The following is a 20,511-nucleotide window of genomic DNA, read 5'->3' on the forward strand; positions in this document are numbered from 1 at the left end:
CTTTTTGTTTTATATATTAATCTTCTTTTTCAGAATCACTTCCATCTTCACCAAAGAAATCATCCCAATCTGTAAAATCTGCAGTGACATCATTTTCAACATAATCATCCATATCACGTCTGTCTTTTTTGGTAGGCCTTCCCTCTCCTCTATTTCTGTAATATTCCTGAGACATTTTACGCATCATTAACTGTTCATATTGATCTTTATCTGTAACATCTTTTATATGAAGCGAAACCAATTTAGCTCCTATTCTACTTTTAGGAATCTGAATGACTTTAATTTTATACTCAATTTGGTTTTTACGAATTTTAATAACATCTCCTTCTTTCACTTCTTTTGAGGACTTTACGACCGATGCTCCGATAGAAACTCTGTTCTTTTTTATTTCATCCGCAGATACCGATCTTGTTTTATAAAAACGAATACTCCACAAAAATTTATCTATTCTCATATTTTTTTATACTTTTGTCGTTATATTATTTGTAAAGTAATTAAAGTTTTTTAAATGAAAAAAATATTTTTGTATATCCTTGCAGGATCATTGTGTTTCGCAGCTTGTAAAAAGGATGATGAAGTGGAAACTTTCGTAGAACCGGAAGATATTAATGTAAGAAATACATACGATGACCAGGCTATCCAAAAATTTATGGATAACAACTACTTAGATTCTCAAGGAAACATAAAAGCTTTCAGCAGTTCAGATACTTCTGATGATAATGAGAAAAAACTTTCTCAGCTAAGCCCAGTTACACTTCCTTCCGGAGTTATTTATATTAAAAGAGACGGAGCTCAACCCAATCCGGGGGTACCAATTAATACAGACTCAAATTCAATTACTACAGGTAGTCTTATTAAAACAATGATGAGAGCTAATTATTATTTAGCAACAGAAACAGATGGAAATGTATCATTAACTTCTTATGGTAGTTTATTAAATACTCTCGACGGCAGCGGTTCTCCAGTTACAGATCCTACATTTTATTACGCTAAAAAAAATATCGTTACAGATGCAAAACCACGTAGCTATTATGAAATTCCAGGTCTTAAAGAAGGATTAAAATATTTCAATGGATTTCAAAATCTTCCAAACAGTAATTTACCTAATTTACAAGGGGTAATCATCGTTCCTTCAAAAGCTGCTTTTGCAAGAAATGAAAATTACTACGGTCTTAAAAACATAACCTTTGTTTTTAATTTCCAGATTTATCATACAGAAACAAGACCTGTAGATCAACAATAATCTCAGTTAAAATAATAAAAACGGCTTCAAAACATTTTGAAGCCGTTTTTATTTTTCCGTTTATCTCACATTTCCTAAAATATCAGGAAAATATTTATCTGAAAGATGTTCAAATTCATCACCTCTCATAAACATAGATGCATCAACTTCTTCATAAGAACTTCTTCCTGCCGCAGCAATTAATTCATTACAAGTGTGTAAAGTATTTTTATGAAAATGATAAACTCTTTCTGCTTTATCGGTAACATCTAATCCTTTAATCAACATTTTATCCTGCGTTGCAACTCCGGTCGGACAATTGTTGTTATTACATCTCAATGCCTGAATACAGCCTAAAGCAAACATAAATCCTCTCGCATTATTACACATATCTGCTCCCATTGCGACAGCTCTCAAAATATCCAAACTCGTCAGAACTTTTCCGCTTGCAATGACTCTTAATTTATCTCTTAAATTATAATTTTTCAGCGTTCTGTTTACGAAAATCAAAGCGGGTTCTAAAGGCATTCCTACTCCATCTGAAAATTCCGGTGGAGCAGCTCCAGTTCCACCTTCTGCTCCATCAATTGTAATAAAATCAGGATAGATTTTTAAAACATTCATCTGAACACAAATATCTTCAAACTCTTTAGTATCACCGATGCACAATTTAAATCCGACAGGTTTTCCGCCAGAAAGTTCTCTTAATTGTTTGACAAAATTTAATAATCCTGCAGCATTCGAAAAAGAAGAATGTGAAGGCGGAGAAATAATCGTAAGACCTGGTTGTACGTGACGAATTTTCGCAATTTCCGGAGTATTTTTCACTCCTGGCAAAACACCACCGTGACCTGGTTTTGCGCCTTGAGATAATTTAATCTCAATCATTTTCACACTTGGAAGCGTAGAATATTTTGTAAATAATTCAGGATTAAATTTCCCCTCATCATCTCTACATCCAAAATATCCAGTTCCAATTTGCCAGCAAAGGTCGCCACCTTCCAAATGATGCGGAGAAATTCCACCTTCTCCTGTATTATGATAAAAATTTCCTTTTTTTGCGCCTTTATTTAATGAAATTTGGGCTCTGTCACTTAACGCACCAAAACTCATTGCCGAAATATTAAAAAGAGATGCATGATAAGGCTGCGTACACTGTTCACCTCCGACCCAAACTCGTGGAAGTTCTTCTTTTGGAGATTTAGCATAAATAGAATGCTTAATTCCTTCATATTTTCTATGATTGACTTCTAATTGAGTTCCAAAAGGAACAGTATCGCTTAAATTTTTTGCTCTTCTGTAAACTGCTGAACGCTGATTTCTAGGAAAAGGTTTTCCATCCGTTTCTCTTTCGATAAAATATTGTTGCATTTCAGGAGAAATTCCCTCAAAAAAATACCTGAAATACCCTAAAACAGGGAAGTTTCTTAAAATTGCGTGTTTACTTTGATAAGCATTGTAAACACCTAAAGCATAAATAGCCGCCAAAAGTGTTGGAATCCAATAATGCGCTTTGATTAGTAATGACACCACCAAGGTAGCCAAAACCAATACAATTCCCCAAGATAAAAACTTATCTCTCATAAGAATGTAGATTTAAAAATGTTAAAGAATAAATTTAATGGAAATTTAGCAGAAAGACTATGCTTTCGCTAAAAAACTTTCGTAGGAAGAGTGCACAGAAACCGTGCCATCTGACAGGATTTTTTCTAATTTTAAGAATTCGATTTGATTAACGAAAGATTGGTCAAAATCTTTTTGTACTCTCACATAATTTTCTGTGAAGCCAAACATTTTTCCGTCTTTGTTTTCGTGTTCCCAAAGTACAGGAAGTGTTTTTCCGAGCTGAGTTTGATAAAATGCCATCTTTTTCTTTTCAGATAAAATTCTAAGCATTTTGTTGCGTTTTTTTCTTTCAGGAATCGGAACAATTCCATCCATTCCAACAGCTTCTGTGTTTTCTCTTTCAGAATAGGTGAAAACATGCAGATAACTAATCGGAAGTTCATTAAGGAAATTATAGGTTTCCATGAACAACTCTTCAGTTTCGCCAGGAAAACCAACAATTACATCAACACCAATTGCCGCATCGGGCATTACTTCACGAATTTTATTAACTCTGTCGTTGTATAATTTCGTTAAATAACGACGCTTCATTTTTTTCAATAAATCATCGCTTCCTGATTGCAAAGGAATATGAAAATGCGGAACAAAACTCTTACTTTTTGAAACTAATTCGATACTTTCATCTTTCAAAAGGTTCGGTTCAATCGATGAAATACGAATTCTTTCTATTCCTTCAACTTCATTTAATTCTGAAATTAAATCTAAGAAAGTATGTTCGTGTCTTTTGTTACCAAATTCGCCTTTACCATAATCGCCGATATTTACACCAGTTAAAACAATTTCTTTGATGTCTTTCGCCGCAATTTCTCTGGCATTCTTAATAACGTTTTCGATGGTATCTGAACGAGAAATTCCTCTAGCCAAAGGAATCGTACAGTAAGTACATTTATAATCACATCCATCCTGAACTTTTAAGAAAGCTCTGGTTCTGTCACCAATGGAATAACTTCCAATGAAAAAATCGGTTTCTTCAATTTCGCATGAATGTACAACACCTTCACTTTCAGATTTTTCCAAATCATCAAGATAGCTTAGAATATTGAATTTTTCTTTGGCTCCTAAAACCAAATCAACACCTGTAATTTGTGAAATTTCTTCAGGTTTCAACTGAGCATAACATCCAACAATTACCACCAAACCTTCAGGATTGGCTTTCATGGCTCTTTTTACGTGAAGTTTACACTCACGATCTGCGTTTTCTGTAACCGAACAAGTATTAATAACATAAATATCTGCTTTATCATCAAAACTCACCTTATCATAACCTGCATCTGTTAATTGACGGGCAATAGTGGATGTTTCCGCAAAATTTAATTTGCAGCCAAGGGTGTGAAATGCGGCAGTTCTATGAAAGTGAGACATTTATTGTTCCTGAATTTTGTGGGTGCAAAGATAATCAATTTAATATGAATAGTAAATCGATTGAATCTATTGTTTGTATTCATTACTAATTTCCGCACTGTTTTGATAGCAAACCGGAGATGAATAATGAATTTCAACCTCATCATTCTTTTGCAAATCTTTGATACATTGTTCTCTAATATCCCAAATTTCATTTAAAGTGTAAGGAATAAGCTCTGTATCAATCCATTTTTGAAGAAAATTTTTATGAAACGAAATCTTTTCATAAACAATTTCATTGAATTCTATTTCTCTTTCAATCAGCAATTTATTTTTAAACTGAGTATAATCAGATTCAGGTTTTGTAAAATCAAAATACTCGTTCTCAATTTTTAAATAATTATGCGCTTCGGGGATGTAATCAAGCTTAAATTCTTCCAGCGTATTTTTAATTTTCCTGGTGTATTCGGAATCCATTTGAAAGATTCCAAGAATTAATTTGACGTTTGGCTGGTTATTTTCAAGTGCTAATTTGCGTAAAACGGCATGTTTTGTACTGCAAGTTCCGCCCAAATCATCAAAAACACAATGGATATTACTTTTATCATAATTCCTCTTGTAAGGCAATTGGGAAATAAATTGACAAGCAGAATGAAAATCTGTGATATTCCTTTCTAAAAACAAATCAGAGACAATTTCTTTACTATGTATTAAAAAGTTTTTCATGCCAACTATCTAAATTTATCTTTCATTTCAGAATTAAAGTCGTCAGATTTATTCCTTGCAATGGAAAGTGTTTTCCAATCGTTATTTTTAATCATTTTAGCGATAAAAACAATTTGCCCGATGTGATAAGGATAATGTGCCAATTGACGGAATATCGCATCAATTACTGAATGAGGTTCGTTTCTGATATAAATTGTAGAATTTAGATTTTCTTCATTAATCTGATTTAAAGCATCGAAAAAACATTTCCAGCCTTTTTCCCAAAAATCTAAAACCTCAGCTTTTGTTTTGAAAGTATTGGTAAATTCTTCATCACGATTTCGCCAGGATTTTTCGCCGTCTTCCGTTAAAAAATTAGTCCATCTCGACAACATATTTCCTGCAATATGTTTGACAATAACTGCAATTGAATTGCTTTCTTCATTAAATTGCCAGAAAATCTGTTCGTCCGAAAGTTGCTCAAATGATTTATCACCAAGCATTTTGTAATACTCGAAACGTTTTATAAATAAATCTTGCATTTTAGTTAATTTAAAACCAATTTAGCATTTTTCACGTATATAATAGTAAATTGCAGCCTATGAATTGTAAGATAAGCCATTTTATGCAGGATTTGAACTCCTTAAATCTTCAGGAACTTGAAAAATGGTTTAATGATGAAACTGTAATCTGGATTCCGCCTGCAAAAGAAATTTCAGGAAAAACTCGGGTTTTGGCGTTATTCAGAGCTATTTTCAGACGATATGAAAACATCGAATGGAATGTTTCTGAAATTTTCAATTTGGGAAATGATAAATATTTTTACTTAACTGATTCTTTAGGAAATCTTTCTGGAAGAGATTCGTACAGAAACCAAATTTGTACAATCATACAGTTTTCAGAATCGGGTAAAATTCTTTATTTATCAGATTATTTCAAAGATACTGAAGCATTCAGCTAAAAAGCCATCTCTTTTGGAAATGGCTTTTGTTATATTAATTATTCAAAATTATTCTATTATTCTCTGTTTTTCACCAGTACCCAACCTGTATATTTAATTGGAGTACCTTTTTTGTCATTTTCATTCCATGACACAGAATACCAATAACTTCCTGTAGGGACTTTTTTGTTTCCTGAAGTTCCGTCCCATTTATAATTATTGAATTTATCAGCCTGGAAAATTTTGTTTCCGTATCTGTCGAAGATATTAAATATTAAATTCTGTTTGTTTGCCAAAGCCGAATAATCAATAATATCATTAATACCATCTCCGTTTGGAGTAATTACATTGACAAGATTTGGAACTACAATTCCAATTTCAATCGGCTCACAATCATAAGCATCTTTTACATAAATTTTATGATCGCCTCTTTTAATGTTTGTAAATACGTTAGAATCTTGCCATAAAATCCCATCCATTGAATATTTATAAGGAGCTGTTCCTGCGTTTACGTTAATCGTAACTGTTGTATTAGAAATATCAACACTTGCAATAACAGGTTGTTCCGAAGGATACACTTTTACCGTTTGAAGAGCGATACAGTCACCTGTTTTCAATTTCACCCAATAAGTTCCGACGCCAACACCAGAAATAATCTGAGTTGTTGCTCCTGTACTCCACTCATATCCGCTAAATCCTGCTCCTGCGTCCAAAGTCGTTCTGTCTTCAATACAGATCGTTTTATCTTTTAAAACTGTAGAGTAAACCAATGGAATTACTTCTAACGTAATTTTAGCAATACCGTAACATCCGTTTGCACTGATTACTCTTACATAAACAACTCCATTTGGAGAAATATAATTTGTGAAAAGTGATATTTGGTTGGTATCATTTGTTGTATCTGTAAGTGACGGATAATATTTTTTTGTGGTTCCTGTTTGTGCAGTTACATTCGCTGTTGAAAGATTAAAAGAAGCAGTTTTAAGATCTGGATCAATCGTACAAAATCTTAAAGTAGTATCATTAACCACAACTTCAGGATAAAAACTAAGCGTAATTACTGCGATATCTGAGCAACCGTCACCAGTTTTTACCAAAGCATAAACCGTTCCTTCTGCAGATTGATGTTGACTAGGATTACTAATCTGTCCCGTTCCTGCGTTCAAATTAGCTAAAGTTGGGAAATAAGTAGTTGTAACGCTTAACGAACCACTATAGACATTTGCTGTTGTCAAATTAAAAACTCCCTGTCCTTGTTTATTATTGTTACAAGCAAAAATAGTAACATCATTTGCTGTAATATTTCCTAATTTAAATTTAAAAGCACCAATTTGTCGACACGAATTAAGAGCATTATTAGGATTTGTAGGATCTTGATAATGAATACTGTAGTAGTAAGTCGTTGTAGTATTCACAATGATAGGCGCCGTAATCGGGCTTGTTCCGGAAAGTGCGTTATTTTGTGTAGTATGATAAGAAATTGTAAAGTTCGGATTTCCATTTAAAATTCCCGGAGTTAATGTACTGAAATCAAACAAAGCAGGACTTGAACAGATAAGAATTTCACGCGGATCTGCAGGATTCGCAGCTGGAATTCCTGGAGGAACAAAAGGATTGGGCTGCAACGCAGGATTTGTAAAAGGAGAAGCCAAAGTAGCCGTTCCGCCCCAAGTTAAAGAAAACGGAGCCGTTGTTGTACTTCCTGCTCCAACCCAGTTATCAATAAACAAATAATATGTTTGTCCCGCAACAACATCTAAATATTGACAATAAGGAGTCGTAGAACCTCCCGCTGCACTTATAACGGTGCTCGTCATATTCATTCCTGTTGAAGCACCGACACCAATCACAGTTGCCGCATTACAACGGATTGGTGAACCTAAATTTCCGCAAACTGCATTAGGGCCGAAAATTGCCCAATCATAATCTGCTCCTGAATTTGTGGGAATCAAGTCAAAAGTTAAAGTTCCGCTAGTTGCAATGGTAAGTTTATACCAAATCGAATTATGCTCTCCCGAACTAATACAACCACCTATTGTCTCATTTACCAAACCTACACCTGTAGGATTGTAGGTAATGCTGGAATTTCCGCATACTGCTAAAGCTGTAGAGCAATCTGCCTGGGAATAAAAAGTCTGAGAAATACAAAAAAGAATAAAAAGTAGAGTTTTTTTCATGTCTAATTTGGTTTATAAGTTAATAGTACATCAAATATAACAATTTTAAATTAAAATCACCAAATATTGACAAAAACAAAATATTTATTAATAAAAAACTTATTTAATTAAATTATTTACATCAAATTAATAAAACTATTTAATGCTCGTCATATTCCCACAAAGGTTTTCAAGATGAAAAATCTTATGAAATGGGCTCTTTACTTCATTTAAATGTTCCCTGTCCTGAATGAAAGTATATCTCGATGCAAGAGAGTTCATATCTGAAACGATAACCAGCCAACATTCATCGACTGAAGTATCGTAATAAGGGAATTTTTCGTTCTTTTTTTCGATTAATTCTAAAATTTTTTCAGAACACAATTCATCAAAAAGATTCATATTGTATTCATAAGTAATAAAAACATTTCTGCGATGGGAAGATTTTCTGATTGATTTTACACATCCAAAAGGTTTTCCTTTTTTAATGCTTTTATAGATATTTAAAATAATTTCCTGTTGGTTTTCTAAAGAATCAAATTTGATATTTGGGTAGAATTCTAAAAAATAAACACCACGATATTTGGTAGTGTCTTCTTGTTCTAATAGTATTTCAGCCTGACGGAAAATCTTGTTTAAATTGCTCTCCATCTTTTTCATTTCAAGATGGTTGATTACTTCCGTTAACTCGATTCCTATTTTTTTGTCGTTGAGTTTTGCGATAAAGTCAGGACTTTCGCAAGTGAAATTTTCAAATGTAACTTCCGGAAAATGATGCATAAAAGAATTGAGCAATAAAATCTCTGCTTTTTTCTTGTATTTTTCACGGTCATGAAGCTTAGACTCGTCAATTTTTTGATGATACTTCTCCATCGGCTTTTTTTTCAAATGTCGATTGAGATAATATAAGCTCAGATTTTTAATTAAATCTTCATCAGAAAAAGCTTTTTTCATGTGTGGTTTTTTAAGATTAATAATAACACATGGTTTTCACGGTTGAGCCGAAAGTTTTTGATTATCAAAAAATTACGATTAAATATATGAAATAATAAGATACGTTTAGATAAAAACAAAAAATTTAAAAATCATTTAATATTTGATTTTTCATTTGAATTTTTATCTTTGAATAAATTCTTATTTATGGATGCTACTCATGCGGAATGTAGAAACTGCCATCACAGTTTAAATGAAGATGATAAATTCTGCTCAAAATGCGGGCAAAACACAGATACTCACAAAATTAATTTACATTATGTTATTCATGAGTTAATTCACGGAATATTGCACCTTGATGGCGGTATTATACATACTACCAAAGCTTTATTTACAAAGCCTGGAATTATGATCAGAGAATATCTGGAAGGTAAAAGAAAGAATCACTTTAGTCCTATTATATTTATTGTTATTTTGTCGACTATACTGGTTTTGATTAAACATTATTTATATAACGATCATATTATAAATGCAGCAAAATTAAATACTAATAATCAATCCGAAATAGGAAAAAGAATATTGCAAATTGCAGTTCCTGCTTTAGAATGGATTTTTAGTCACCTTACTCTTTTGTACTTAATACAAATTCCCATTTTGGCAATTGGTTTCTATTTTATATTTAAAAAAATGACAAAATACAATTATTTAGAATGGTTACTTATATTATCATTTTGTACGATCCAGATTATGATTATCAGTATAGTTTTTTATTTTGTAAATAAAGCATTACCCGGAACAATGATTTTATCCAACATTTTGGTTATTGGAGTTTTCATCTGGACGATCATACAATTGTTATCAAAATTTGAAATAGGTAAAGTAATTTTTAATTTAGTTCTAAGCCTCACTATAAATTTTTTAATCATATCTATTATTTTGACCGGAATAGTAACTTATTACTATAAATCTAATCCCAACCTTTTTAATTAATAACACAATGGATTTCAAAAATTTTCAGATGCCTTTCAGCATCAACCCAAAATACACTAAAAAAGTCGCCTATTTTTCAATGGAATTTGCCTTAGAGCAAGTTCTTAAAGTCTATTCCGGCGGACTTGGTTTTTTAGCCGGTTCTCATATGAGAAGTGCTTACAATCTTAATCAGGATCTCATCGGAATCGGAATTCTATGGAAATTCGGCTATTACGATCAGGCGAGAAACCACGACCAAACTTTACAGCCAGTCTGGACAAAAAAAATGTACAGCTTTTTGGAAGATACCGGAATTAAATTTCAGATAGAAATACACAGTGCGCCGGTTTGGGTAAAAGTGTGGTATCTTGACCCAGAAATTTTCAATACAGCACCGATGTTTTTCCTGTCAACTGATGTTCCGGAAAATGATCATATTTCAAAAACAATCTGCCACAGATTATATGACGCCAATGAATCTACGAAATTAGCCCAATATATTTTGCTTGGAAAAGGCGGTGCAAAACTTTTAGATGAAATGAATCTTGAAAGAGATGTTTATCATTTGAACGAAGCTCACGGTCTTCCTGCGGCATTTCATTTATTGAAAAAATACAACGGAAACATTCAAAAAGTAAAAGAGAAACTGGTTTTCACCACACATACTCCTGAAGAAGCCGGAAACGAAAAACACAATCTGAAATTATGCTACGACATGTCTTATTTTTCAGGTTTAAGCATGGAAGAAGCTAAAAAAATTGAAGGTTCGGATGGAGAATTGTTCAACCACTCGCTTTGTGCTTTGAAAATGGCAAGAATTGCAAATGGAGTTTCAAAACTTCACGGTGAAGTTTCCCGAGCAATGTGGAGCAAATACCCAGGAATTTGTGAAATTAAATCAATCACAAATGCTCAGGATTTCAAATATTGGGGTGACAAAGAGTTATATATTTCTAAAGACGAAAACAACGACACTCTTTTCGATTACAGAAAGAAAATTTTAAAGAAAAGATTATTCAGAATTGTTGCAGATCAAACAGGAAATTTATTTGATCCAAATGTTTTCACTATTGTTTGGGCGAGAAGATTTGCAGGATACAAAAGAGCAGATTTGCTTTTGCACGATAAAGAAAGATTCAGAAAATTATTAAACAATCCGAAATATCCGGTGCAAATTATTTGGGCTGGAAAACCTTATCCGATGGATTATTCTTCGATTTCGATGTTCAATGTTTTGGTTGAAGAAAGCAAAAACCACAAAAACATGGCAGTTTTGACGGGTTATGAACTTTCATTAAGTAAATCTTTAAAACAAGGTTCAGATTTATGGCTAAATAATCCTAGAGTTCCAAGAGAAGCTTCAGGAACTTCAGGAATGACTGCTGCAATGAACGGGTCTATAAATCTTTCAACTGACGACGGCTGGATTCCTGAATTTGCAAAACATGGAGAAAACTCTTTCGTAGTACCAAAAGCAGATTATGTAAACATGAGCATTTACGAACAGGATAATTATGATTTAAATAAATTATATGAAATTCTGGAAAACGAGATTCTTCCAACCTATTACGATCAGCATGATAAATGGAGAAAAATTCAGCACAATTCTATGAAAGATGTAAAAGACAATTTTAATAGCGATAGAATGGCAGATGAATATTACTCTATCATGTACAACAAATAAAAAAGTAAAAAACCGTGAAAAATGATTCACGGTTTTTTATTTATAAAAAATGCAACTATTATTTAGCTGTAGAAACACCTATTTCATAAACATCTGCGTGTTTTAGATATTTCGAACGTTCTCTTGAAGTAACAGATTCTAACAGGTCATTTTTAATGACAATAATCGGATCTTCTGCATTCTCAATTTCAAAACTTGCAAAATATCTTTCTTCAGGTCCTGTTTTATCTTGATTAGCTTTAATTTTCTGAAGTTCATCTGCGTATTGTTTAAAACCGGGATCAGAAGAATGAATAAATTTATATTCTGGTCCGGCTTCTACAAAATAGTGAAGTTTTTTTTCAATCAAACCAGCTTCTGAAGTAATTTGCGGATTATCATTTCCATCTTTAAAAGCTACTTCTACTAATTCACCTCCTTTATTTTGAATATAATTTTCAGCATCGCTGAAAGAGGAAAATCCTGTAAAAATAACTTGATTCTCCAATTCGTAGCGATTTAACTTTTTGTTGTTTTCTTTCGTTTCCATAATTAATTTCTTTGATATAAAACATATTCAATTTTTCTGCCAAAACACCTTTTTAATTTCGGTTTAATAAAATTATTATCTTTGGATTTCTTTAAAATTAGAAATGAAAAAATTCATACTTACACTTACAGTTCTTGCTGCATTTCAAAATATCTCTGCACAGGAAATTACTTTAGATAAAATTTATTCAGGTTATTACCGTGGAAAAGGCATCGCTGGAATCACATCCATGAAAAACGGTGAAAATTATCTGGTCATCGAGCAAGGCGGAATTGCAAAATATTCTTACAAAACTTCTCAGAAAGAAGGAAATTTAGTCGACGGAGATTTTGAGAGTTATGAATTTTCTGATGATGAGTCTAAAATTTTACTTTTAAAAGAGAGTCAGCCAATCTACAGACATTCTTTTTTAGGAAAATACGATATTAAAGATTTAAAATCAGGAAAAACAGTAAGTCTAAATGAAGGAAAAGCCGTTCAGGAACCAAGATTTTCTCCTGATGCCACCAAAATTTCTTTCATCGTTGATAACAATCTGTTTTATCAGGATTTAAACTCAGGAAAAATTACGCAGATTACGCAACACGGTGTAAAAAACAAAGTGTTGAATGGTTTGGCTGATTGGGTGTATGAAGAAGAATTTGGTCATGCAAGATTGTATGAATGGACGAAAAATTCAGCAGATATTTTATTTGTAAAACTAGTGGAGACTGATGTTCCGGAAATTTACATTCCTATTTATGGAAAATCGCTGTATCCAAGTGAAATGCGTTACAAATACCCAAAAGCTGGAGAAAAAAACTCTATTGCAACAGCGCACATTTATCATTTAGCAGATGGAAAAAAGACTAAAGTTAATTTAGATAGTTTTAAAAATTATTACATTCCGAATGTCATTCAGACCTCAAATCCGGATGAAATTGTTTTAATAACTTCACAAAGAACCCAAAATGCTTCTGATGTTTTAAAAGTTGACACAAAAACGGGTCAAGCAACAAAATTATTCACCGAAAGTGATGATAAATGGATCGATACAGACAATGTTACTTTGGAATTTTTAGAAGATAACTCTTTCCTTTGGGCTTCTGAAAGAGACGGTTTCCGTCATTTATATTGGTATGACAAAGATGGAAAACTGAAAAAACAAGTAACAAAAGGAAATTGGGAAGTAACAGAATATTACGGTTACAATCCGAAGTCTAAAGAAATTTTCGTGCAGACTACAGAAAAAGGAAGCATCAATAAGGTGGTTTCAAAAATCAATATTCAGACTGGAAAATCTCAATTGATTTCAAATACAGATGGAAATAACTCTGCAAACTTCAGCAAGAATTACAATTATTTCATAGAAACTTCTTCCACAGCTGCAAAACCTTACACTTTCGTATTAAAAGACGGTAATGGGAAACAGCTTAAAGAACTTCAGAATAACGATGATCAGCTTAAAAAATTACAATCTGATAATTTTTCAGTAAAAGAATTTATCACAATTCCGAATGCAGCAGGAGATCAAATGAATGCATGGATTATTAAACCTAAAAATTTCGACCCGAATAAGAAATATCCTTTATTTATGTATCAATATTCAGGTCCTGGTTCTCAACAGGTTGCGAATTCTTGGGATAACGGAAACGCACTTTGGTTTGAAATGTTGGCTCAGAAAGGTTACATCATTGCTTGTGTTGATGGTCGTGGAACTGGTTTTAAAGGTGCTAAATTTAAAAAAGTAACCTATAAAAACTTAGGGAAATATGAGATTGAAGATCAGATTACTGCTGCAAAATGGTTGGGTAATCAAAAATACATCGACAAAACAAGAATCGGAATTTTCGGATGGAGTTTTGGAGGTTACATGGCGAGTTTAGCAATGACAAAAGGTGCAGATGTTTTCAAAACAGGAATTGCCGTTGCACCAGTTACCAATTGGAGATATTATGATTCCGTTTATACTGAAAGATTTTTGTTGACTCCACAGGAAAATCCGGCTGGTTATGATGAAAATTCACCGACAACTTATGCTAATTTGTTGAAAGGTAAATTTTTATTAATTCACGGAACTGCCGATGACAACGTACATTTTCAGAATTCTATGGAATTTTCTGAAGCTTTAATTCAAAACAAAAAACAGTTTGAATTTATGGCTTATCCCGATAAAAACCACGGAATTTACGGCGGACAGACAAGACCTCAGCTATATCAAAAAATGACGGATTTTATTTTGGAAAACCTTTAAAATTCATTCAAATTAAATAATAAAAAAAATTCGGGTCTTCCATAAGATTCGGATTTTTTATTTTCTATCTTTCCATTGCTCAGGATTTCTGGAAGTATGAAAAACTGAATATATCTCAATTAAATTTTTCTCTTCATTGTAGAAATAGTGAATTCCATATGGGAATCTTTTAAGAAAAACAATTCTGTTATTGTCGTATTTCAAATCAAAAGCTAAAGGATTTTCTTTAATAAAAGTAATTTTCAAACGAAACTCTTTTATTAAATTATTCCATAGTTTCTGATTAATTTTCTTGTACCAATCATTGATTTCTTTCAGATCTCTTTTTACAAAATGGCTGTATATTAATTTAGTCACCACTTTCTAAACCCTTTAAATAATCATCCATTTCAGATTCAGAAATAAAACTTTGGGGATTATTTCGAGAATACTCCATTCTTTTTCTAACTTCATCTTTCTGCCATTCAGGAATTTCATATTGTTTTTCTTTCAAATATTTATATTTTAAAAAATTAATAAAATCATTTACCTGATATAAAAATTCTTTTGGTAAAGTTTCTAAATTACTTTCAATATCTTTTATAGTGGTTTCCATTTTTCATCTTTTATTTACTCAAAGTTAATAAAATTCAAATATTGTTTTTAAAATTTTATATTTGTGAAATTGTAAAAATCTTATACATGAAAACCAAACATCCTAAAGGACTTCCCTATCTATTTTTCACAGAAATGTGGGAACGTTTCGGCTATTATCTGATCCTCGGAATTTTCGTACTTTACATGATCGACAGTGAAAAAGGTGGACTTGCTTTTGATGATAAAAACGCCGATGATATTTTCGGGACATTTATCGCCTTAACATATTTGACTCCTTTCTTGGGTGGATTTTTAGCCGATAGAGTTTTAGGTTACATCAAAGCGATTTACATCGGTGGATTTTTGATGGGATTAGGCTATCTCGGAGTCGGTTTTTTCAAAGAACTCCCTCTTTTTTACGCTTCTTTAGCTTTAATTATTATCGGAAACGGATTTTTCAAACCAAGTATTTCTACACTTTTAGGGAATTTATACAACGAAGAACCTTACAAAGCCAATAAAGATGCAGGTTACAATATTTTCTATATGGGAATCAATATTGGGGCTTTTGTCTGCAACATTATCGCTGCCTTTATGAGAAATAAATACGGATGGGGACCTGCTTTCATGACTGCCGGAGTAGGAATGTTTGTTGGTCTTTTAGTTTTCACCATCGGAAAAAGACATATTATTCAGGCAAATATTTTAAAACCTGCACAGGAGGGTGACACTAAAATATCTGATGTTTTGGTAAAAGTATTTTTACCTGCTGTAATTTTCGGATTAATTGGATGGTTTTTACCAAGCTATATTTTCGGAAGCAACATTTTCGGAAGTAACAGTACCGATGCATTTATTTTTGCTTGTATTCCTGTGATTTACTTCTACGTGATGTTATATGTAAAAGCGAATACTGAGGATAAAAAACCAATCGGGGCTTTGCTTGCAATTTTTGCAGTAAGCTTAATGTTCTGGGCTGTTTTTAAACAAAATGGAACCGCTTTAACACGTTGGGCAAATTATTATACCGAAAGAACTGTTCCCGCATCTGTAGAAAAGCCTTTGGAAGCAATTTATTTAGTTGATAAAAAAGATTATCAGGATAAAGAAGTTTCGGTTTACGACGACCAATACCAAACGGTAAAAGATGCTTCCGGAAAGCCTCAAAAAGAACAAGGAAAAGATATTTATTTCAGAAATGTTTCTGAAATAGACAAAGCAAAACTGGAAGCAAACCCTACCGAAAAAGTTAATCTTTATAATACCGAATTATTTCAATCCATCAATCCGGGTTGGGTAATTTTATTGACTCCGGTTGTGGTTGCATTTTTCATGATGCTTCGTAAAAAAGGGAAAGAACCGAGCACACCTTCAAAAATAGTTTTAGGATTATTCATTTCTGCATTATCATGTCTGGTAATGGTAGGAGCAGTTTATGCCGGACAAAATGGATTAGTAAAAGTTTCGGCTTTATGGCTTGTTGCCGCTTATGGTGTGATTACAGTTGGTGAGCTTTGCCTTTCTCCGATGGGACTATCTTTGGTTTCGAAACTTTCTCCACCAAGATTAACCGCATTAATGATGGGCGGATTCTTCCTTTCTACATCAATCGGGAACAAACTTTCAGGAGTTTTAGCAAGTTTCTGGTATGATTACGACAATAAAGCTAATTTCTTTATCGTGAATTTCGGCTTATTACTTTTAGCAACTTTATTGGGCTTATCGATATTGAAGAGACTTAATAAAATTATGAAAGAGAAAGGAGTAAATTAATTTTACCGGAAAATATAAATACTAAGCTGCAGAATGATTCTGCAGCTTTTTTGTTTAAAATAAAATTAAAACCTTGTCAAAAACACAAAAAAAACTATATTTGTCAGTCTTAACAAAAATTTAACAACAAAATATGGATACAGTACAGAAGACAGGACATCCTAAAGGTTTGTACCTATTGTTCTTCACCGAAATGTGGGAGCGTTTTTCTTATTATGGAATGCGTGCAATTTTGATCCTTTATCTTACGAAAAAATTAATCGAAGGAGGATTAGGAATGGATGAGCAGAATGCCACTTTATTATATGGTTATTTCACAGGGCTTGTTTATTTTACACCACTTATCGGAGGCTGGCTTGCTGATAAATTTTTAGGAAAACGTTTAGCCATTACAATTGGTGGTATTACCATGATGATTGGTCAGTTTGTTTTATTCGGAATGAATAACACGACAGGTCTTTATATCGGTTTAGCATTACTTATTCTCGGAAATGGTTTCTTTAAGCCCAATATTTCAACTTTAGTGGGTGGTTTATATGCCGATGGCGACGACAGAAGAGATTCTGCGTTCTCGATTTTCTATATGGGAATCAACCTGGGAGCTTTATTGGCACCTTTTATTATTGGATATTTTACAGATAACCTTTTTGCAACAACCAATGCAGATGGTTCGGTAGCTTATGGTTACCGATACGGTTTCCTTGCGGCAGGAGTTGGAATGTTCTTAGGACAGGTTGTATTTAATGTTTTTGCTAAAAAGTATTTAGGAAATTTAGGTTTAAAACCTGTTAAAACAACAGGAATTGAAGATAAAGCTGCAACTGAAGGACAATCTATTAATCCGGTAACAGGACAACCATTAACAAAACCTGAAGAAGGACAAAGAATTACAGTAATCTTTATTTTATTCTTATTTGCGGTATTCTTTTGGGCTGGTTTCGAACAGGCGGGATCATCTTTATCATTATATACAGATAAATTTATTAATAGAACTGTTTTCGGATTTGAAATCCCAACATCTTGGTTTCAGTCGGTTAACCCAATTTTCATTGTAACATTAGCGCCATTATTTGCAATATTCTGGAGTTCTAAATTAGGAAGAAAACTTTCTACTCCTGTGAAAATGGGTGTTGGTATGATTATCTTAGGATTAGGTTTCTGGTTTATGCTTGGAGCTGTTGCAGAGCGTAATGCAAACGGAGACATCGCCGACATTGCTAACAAAGCAGGAATTATGTGGTTGATTATGACTTACTTGCTTCACACTATTGGTGAGCTTTGCCTTTCACCTGTAGGTCTATCTGTGGTTACAAAATTATCTCCACCAAAATTAGCGTCAATCTTGATGGCTGTTTGGATGTTGTCTTCATCAATCGCCAACTTTATCGGAGGATTCTTGGCTTCAATTGTAGAAACTTTAGGAGCTGGACAAGTTTTCACTTACATTTCAGGATTTGTAATCGTTTGTGGAGTTTTACTTCTATTACTAAGCAAATTCATCAGCAAAATGATGCATGGTGTAAAATAAAAAGTATTTTCAAAATAATAATTAAACCTCTGATTTTTTCAGAGGTTTTTTTATAAATTCGTTCGGCAATAATTCTTAATCGCAAATAGTAAGAAATTATTGAGATTAATTCATTTTATACAACATTCAATTATGAGCCTTACACTCGAGGAAATACAAAACTTTAAAGGAAAATATCCTAAACAATTATGGACGCTTTTTACTGTAGAAATGTGGGAAAGATTCTGCTTTTATGGTATGAGAGGGGTTCTTACCTTTTTTATGGTAGATCAGCTTTTACTAAAAGATGATGTTGCTAATCTTCAATATGGCGCTATTCAAGCTTTTGTATACGCTTTTACATTTATCGGGGGAATTTTCGCTGATAAAATTTTAGGCTTTAAAAAATCTTTATTCTTTGGTGGAATTGTCATGATTTTAGGTAATTTACTGATTGCTTTTTCTCCAAAAGAATTATTCTATTACGGCATTGCTTTTTCAATTATCGGAACAGGCTTTTTCAAACCAAATGTTTCCTCTATGGTTGGAGAATTGTACGACGAAAAAGACCCTAGAAGAGACGCCGGTTACGGAATGTTCTATGCAGGAATTAATATTGGCGGACTTTTAGGAGGCGCTCTTTGTATTTATTTAGGAAAATACCACTCTTGGACGCTATGTTTTCTTGCAGCAGCCGTGGTAATGATTATAGGTTTAGTTACCTTTCTTTTCACAAAGAAAAACTTAGGCCCAATCGGTAATTCACCATTATTGAATATGGAATCCGGTAAAAGAAGAACCCGTGAAATTGGAGTTTATGCTCTTTCTCTTTTAAGTATCCCATTGATTTTCATCATGGTGAAAAATACGGATTACACAGATTATTTCATGTACACAATAGGGACTATTGCCGTGGGATATTTTATTTATGAATTAATCAGACTAGAAATTTCAAGCCTTCAGAAAAAACTAGTTGCTGCATTTGCATTTATCTTTTTCTATTTCCTATTTAATGCAATTTATGAGCAAAGTGGCGGTTCATTATCATTATTTGCAAAAGATAATTTAGATCACAGCTTATTAGGTTTTAATATGGATCCGAATGTTGTAAATAATAGTTCAAATACACTTTTTGTTATTATTTTAAGTCCAATTATCGGTTTACTTTGGCTTTGGCTGGCAAAGAAAAAATTAGAACCAAACACACTAATTAAATTCGGAATCGGATTTTTATTCCTTTCTGCATCGTTTTATATCTTTTATTACACTAAATTTTTCGCAAATGTAGATGGAATAACATCTTTAAATGTCTTTGCATTTGCTTATTTTATTACTACGATTGGTGAACTTTGTTTAGGACCTATCGGAATGTCAATTATTACCAAATTATCACCAAAAAGATTATTCGGAATGATGATGGGACTTTGGTTTTTGGCAAGTGCATTCGGACAGTTAGCTGCCGGAAAATTGGGCGCTGAAATCTCAAAATCAAATACCGGAAACGATTTAGTATCTAAATTACAATCTTACACAGATGGTTATTATCAATTGGCAATCTATGCATTAATTGCTGGTGTGGTACTAATTTTGATATCTCCGTTGGTGAAAAAGTTAATGCAGGAAGTAAAATAATACTTCCTGATTATTCCATTCAAATATCAGTCATGAAAAAAATAATAAGCATCATTTGTTTTTTTTTAATCAGTTTAAATTTTGCTCAGGTAAAATGGATGACCATTGAAGAAGCACTTGAAGCTCAAAAAACTCAACCAAAAAAAATACTCATCGATTTTTATGCAGATTGGTGTGGACCATGTAAAATCATGGACAAAAAAACGTATGGTCACGCTGTGATTTCAGAATTTTTAAATGAAAATTATTATCCTGTAAAATTTGATGCAGAAGATAAAAGAACGTTTGAAATTTTCGGAAGAAAGTTCTCCAACGAAAATACATCACATAAAAGAGGAAAAAACTCTTTACACGAATTCACTCAATTCATGAATGTAAATGCAGTTCCTACAACAGTTTTCTTGGATGAAACAGGTCGTCCCATTACGATGTTGCAAGGCGAATTGTCGGCTAAAGAACTTGAGCCTTATTTGGTTTTTATCTCAAACGATTTGCACAAAAAATTTAAGTCTCGAGAAGATTGGGAAGATTATCAGAAAAAATTTAAGTCTAAAATAAAAGAGTAGTTTACTAACGGCTTTTGGCTTTATAATGCCACGAATAAACGAATACACTTCACAAGAAATTTCATTCGTTTATTCGTGCCAAATTAATTAGTATTTATCTTTATTTAATTTATAAA

At 32.7% G+C, this 20,511-nt stretch carries 19 protein-coding genes; 9 read left to right on the plus strand and 10 right to left on the minus strand.

Annotated elements, in window-relative coordinates:
* Window positions 1-16 precede the first annotated feature (16 nt).
* Window positions 17-454: an RNA-binding S4 domain-containing protein gene (locus OF897_RS09480; protein ID WP_267265449.1), complete on the minus strand. Its 438-nt coding sequence runs from the start codon at window positions 452-454 to the stop codon at window positions 17-19.
* Between the two features lie 54 nt (window positions 455-508).
* Between OF897_RS09480 and OF897_RS09485 the strand changes: the two genes are divergently transcribed.
* Window positions 509-1,243: a hypothetical protein gene (locus tag OF897_RS09485; protein ID WP_267265450.1), complete on the plus strand. Its 735-nt coding sequence runs from the start codon at window positions 509-511 to the stop codon at window positions 1,241-1,243.
* Window positions 1,244-1,303: 60 nt separating this feature from the next.
* Here the strand turns inward: OF897_RS09485 and OF897_RS09490 are convergent, their stop codons facing one another.
* From OF897_RS09490 to OF897_RS09505, 4 genes are all read right to left on the minus strand, one after another.
* Entirely contained in the window at window positions 1,304-2,806 is a 1,503-nt protein-coding gene (locus tag OF897_RS09490) for an FMN-binding glutamate synthase family protein (protein ID WP_267265451.1), read from the minus strand.
* Window positions 2,807-2,863: 57 nt separating this feature from the next.
* Window positions 2,864-4,210 (minus strand): tRNA (N(6)-L-threonylcarbamoyladenosine(37)-C(2))-methylthiotransferase MtaB, encoded by a 1,347-nt coding sequence (gene mtaB / locus OF897_RS09495; RefSeq protein WP_267265452.1) that lies wholly within the window; start codon window positions 4,208-4,210, stop codon window positions 2,864-2,866.
* A gap of 66 nt (window positions 4,211-4,276) precedes the next feature.
* Window positions 4,277-4,915, minus strand: coding sequence for a hypothetical protein (locus OF897_RS09500; protein ID WP_267265453.1), 639 nt, complete (start codon window positions 4,913-4,915; stop codon window positions 4,277-4,279).
* Window positions 4,916-4,920: 5 nt separating this feature from the next.
* Window positions 4,921-5,436, minus strand: coding sequence for a DUF1572 domain-containing protein (locus OF897_RS09505; RefSeq protein WP_267265454.1), 516 nt, complete (start codon window positions 5,434-5,436; stop codon window positions 4,921-4,923).
* Between the two features lie 59 nt (window positions 5,437-5,495).
* Here OF897_RS09505 and OF897_RS09510 point away from each other — a divergent pair, with 59 nt between their 5' ends.
* Window positions 5,496-5,855: a nuclear transport factor 2 family protein gene (locus tag OF897_RS09510; RefSeq protein WP_267265455.1), complete on the plus strand. Its 360-nt coding sequence runs from the start codon at window positions 5,496-5,498 to the stop codon at window positions 5,853-5,855.
* A gap of 56 nt (window positions 5,856-5,911) precedes the next feature.
* Here OF897_RS09510 and OF897_RS09515 read toward each other — a convergent pair whose 3' ends face one another.
* On the minus strand, window positions 5,912-8,011 hold the full coding sequence (locus tag OF897_RS09515) for a T9SS type B sorting domain-containing protein (protein ID WP_267265456.1): 2,100 nt from the start codon (window positions 8,009-8,011) through the stop codon (window positions 5,912-5,914).
* 135 nt (window positions 8,012-8,146) lie between these two features.
* Window positions 8,147-8,944: a hypothetical protein gene (locus OF897_RS09520; RefSeq protein ID WP_267265457.1), complete on the minus strand. Its 798-nt coding sequence runs from the start codon at window positions 8,942-8,944 to the stop codon at window positions 8,147-8,149.
* Between the two features lie 186 nt (window positions 8,945-9,130).
* Between OF897_RS09520 and OF897_RS09525 the strand changes: the two genes are divergently transcribed.
* Window positions 9,131-9,913: a DUF3667 domain-containing protein gene (locus tag OF897_RS09525; protein WP_267265458.1), complete on the plus strand. Its 783-nt coding sequence runs from the start codon at window positions 9,131-9,133 to the stop codon at window positions 9,911-9,913.
* A gap of 7 nt (window positions 9,914-9,920) precedes the next feature.
* The gene (gene glgP / locus OF897_RS09530) at window positions 9,921-11,579 is read left to right on the plus strand and encodes an alpha-glucan family phosphorylase (protein ID WP_267265459.1); all 1,659 of its coding nucleotides are present in this window, start codon (window positions 9,921-9,923) and stop codon (window positions 11,577-11,579) included.
* A 58-nt stretch (window positions 11,580-11,637) separates the two neighbouring features.
* Here glgP and OF897_RS09535 read toward each other — a convergent pair whose 3' ends face one another.
* Window positions 11,638-12,108 (minus strand): hypothetical protein, encoded by a 471-nt coding sequence (locus OF897_RS09535; RefSeq protein WP_267265460.1) that lies wholly within the window; start codon window positions 12,106-12,108, stop codon window positions 11,638-11,640.
* A gap of 103 nt (window positions 12,109-12,211) precedes the next feature.
* Here OF897_RS09535 and OF897_RS09540 point away from each other — a divergent pair, with 103 nt between their 5' ends.
* On the plus strand, window positions 12,212-14,341 hold the full coding sequence (locus tag OF897_RS09540) for a S9 family peptidase (protein WP_267265461.1): 2,130 nt from the start codon (window positions 12,212-12,214) through the stop codon (window positions 14,339-14,341).
* Window positions 14,342-14,398: 57 nt separating this feature from the next.
* Here OF897_RS09540 and OF897_RS09545 read toward each other — a convergent pair whose 3' ends face one another.
* Together OF897_RS09545 and OF897_RS09550 are read right to left on the minus strand one after the other, a co-directional pair.
* Window positions 14,399-14,698: a type II toxin-antitoxin system RelE/ParE family toxin gene (locus tag OF897_RS09545; RefSeq protein WP_267265462.1), complete on the minus strand. Its 300-nt coding sequence runs from the start codon at window positions 14,696-14,698 to the stop codon at window positions 14,399-14,401.
* Entirely contained in the window at window positions 14,691-14,936 is a 246-nt protein-coding gene (locus OF897_RS09550; protein WP_267265463.1) for a hypothetical protein, read from the minus strand. The genes OF897_RS09545 and OF897_RS09550 overlap by 8 nt, the downstream gene beginning before the upstream one ends.
* 86 nt (window positions 14,937-15,022) lie before the next feature.
* Here OF897_RS09550 and OF897_RS09555 point away from each other — a divergent pair, with 86 nt between their 5' ends.
* The 4 genes from OF897_RS09555 to OF897_RS09570 all read left to right on the plus strand — a co-directional run bounded on the left by OF897_RS09555 (window position 15,023) and on the right by OF897_RS09570 (window position 20,395).
* On the plus strand, window positions 15,023-16,690 hold the full coding sequence (locus OF897_RS09555) for a peptide MFS transporter (protein WP_267265464.1): 1,668 nt from the start codon (window positions 15,023-15,025) through the stop codon (window positions 16,688-16,690).
* Window positions 16,691-16,823: 133 nt separating this feature from the next.
* Window positions 16,824-18,218, plus strand: coding sequence for a peptide MFS transporter (locus OF897_RS09560; RefSeq protein WP_267265465.1), 1,395 nt, complete (start codon window positions 16,824-16,826; stop codon window positions 18,216-18,218).
* Between the two features lie 132 nt (window positions 18,219-18,350).
* Window positions 18,351-19,829, plus strand: coding sequence for a peptide MFS transporter (locus OF897_RS09565; RefSeq protein WP_267265466.1), 1,479 nt, complete (start codon window positions 18,351-18,353; stop codon window positions 19,827-19,829).
* A gap of 32 nt (window positions 19,830-19,861) precedes the next feature.
* Complete coding sequence (locus OF897_RS09570) at window positions 19,862-20,395, plus strand: thioredoxin family protein (RefSeq protein WP_267265467.1); 534 nt, start codon at window positions 19,862-19,864, stop codon at window positions 20,393-20,395.
* The last annotated feature ends 116 nt before the right edge of the window (window positions 20,396-20,511 follow it).

Source organism: Chryseobacterium formosum (assembly GCF_026460885.1).
GTDB lineage: Bacteria > Bacteroidota > Bacteroidia > Flavobacteriales > Weeksellaceae > Chryseobacterium > Chryseobacterium formosus.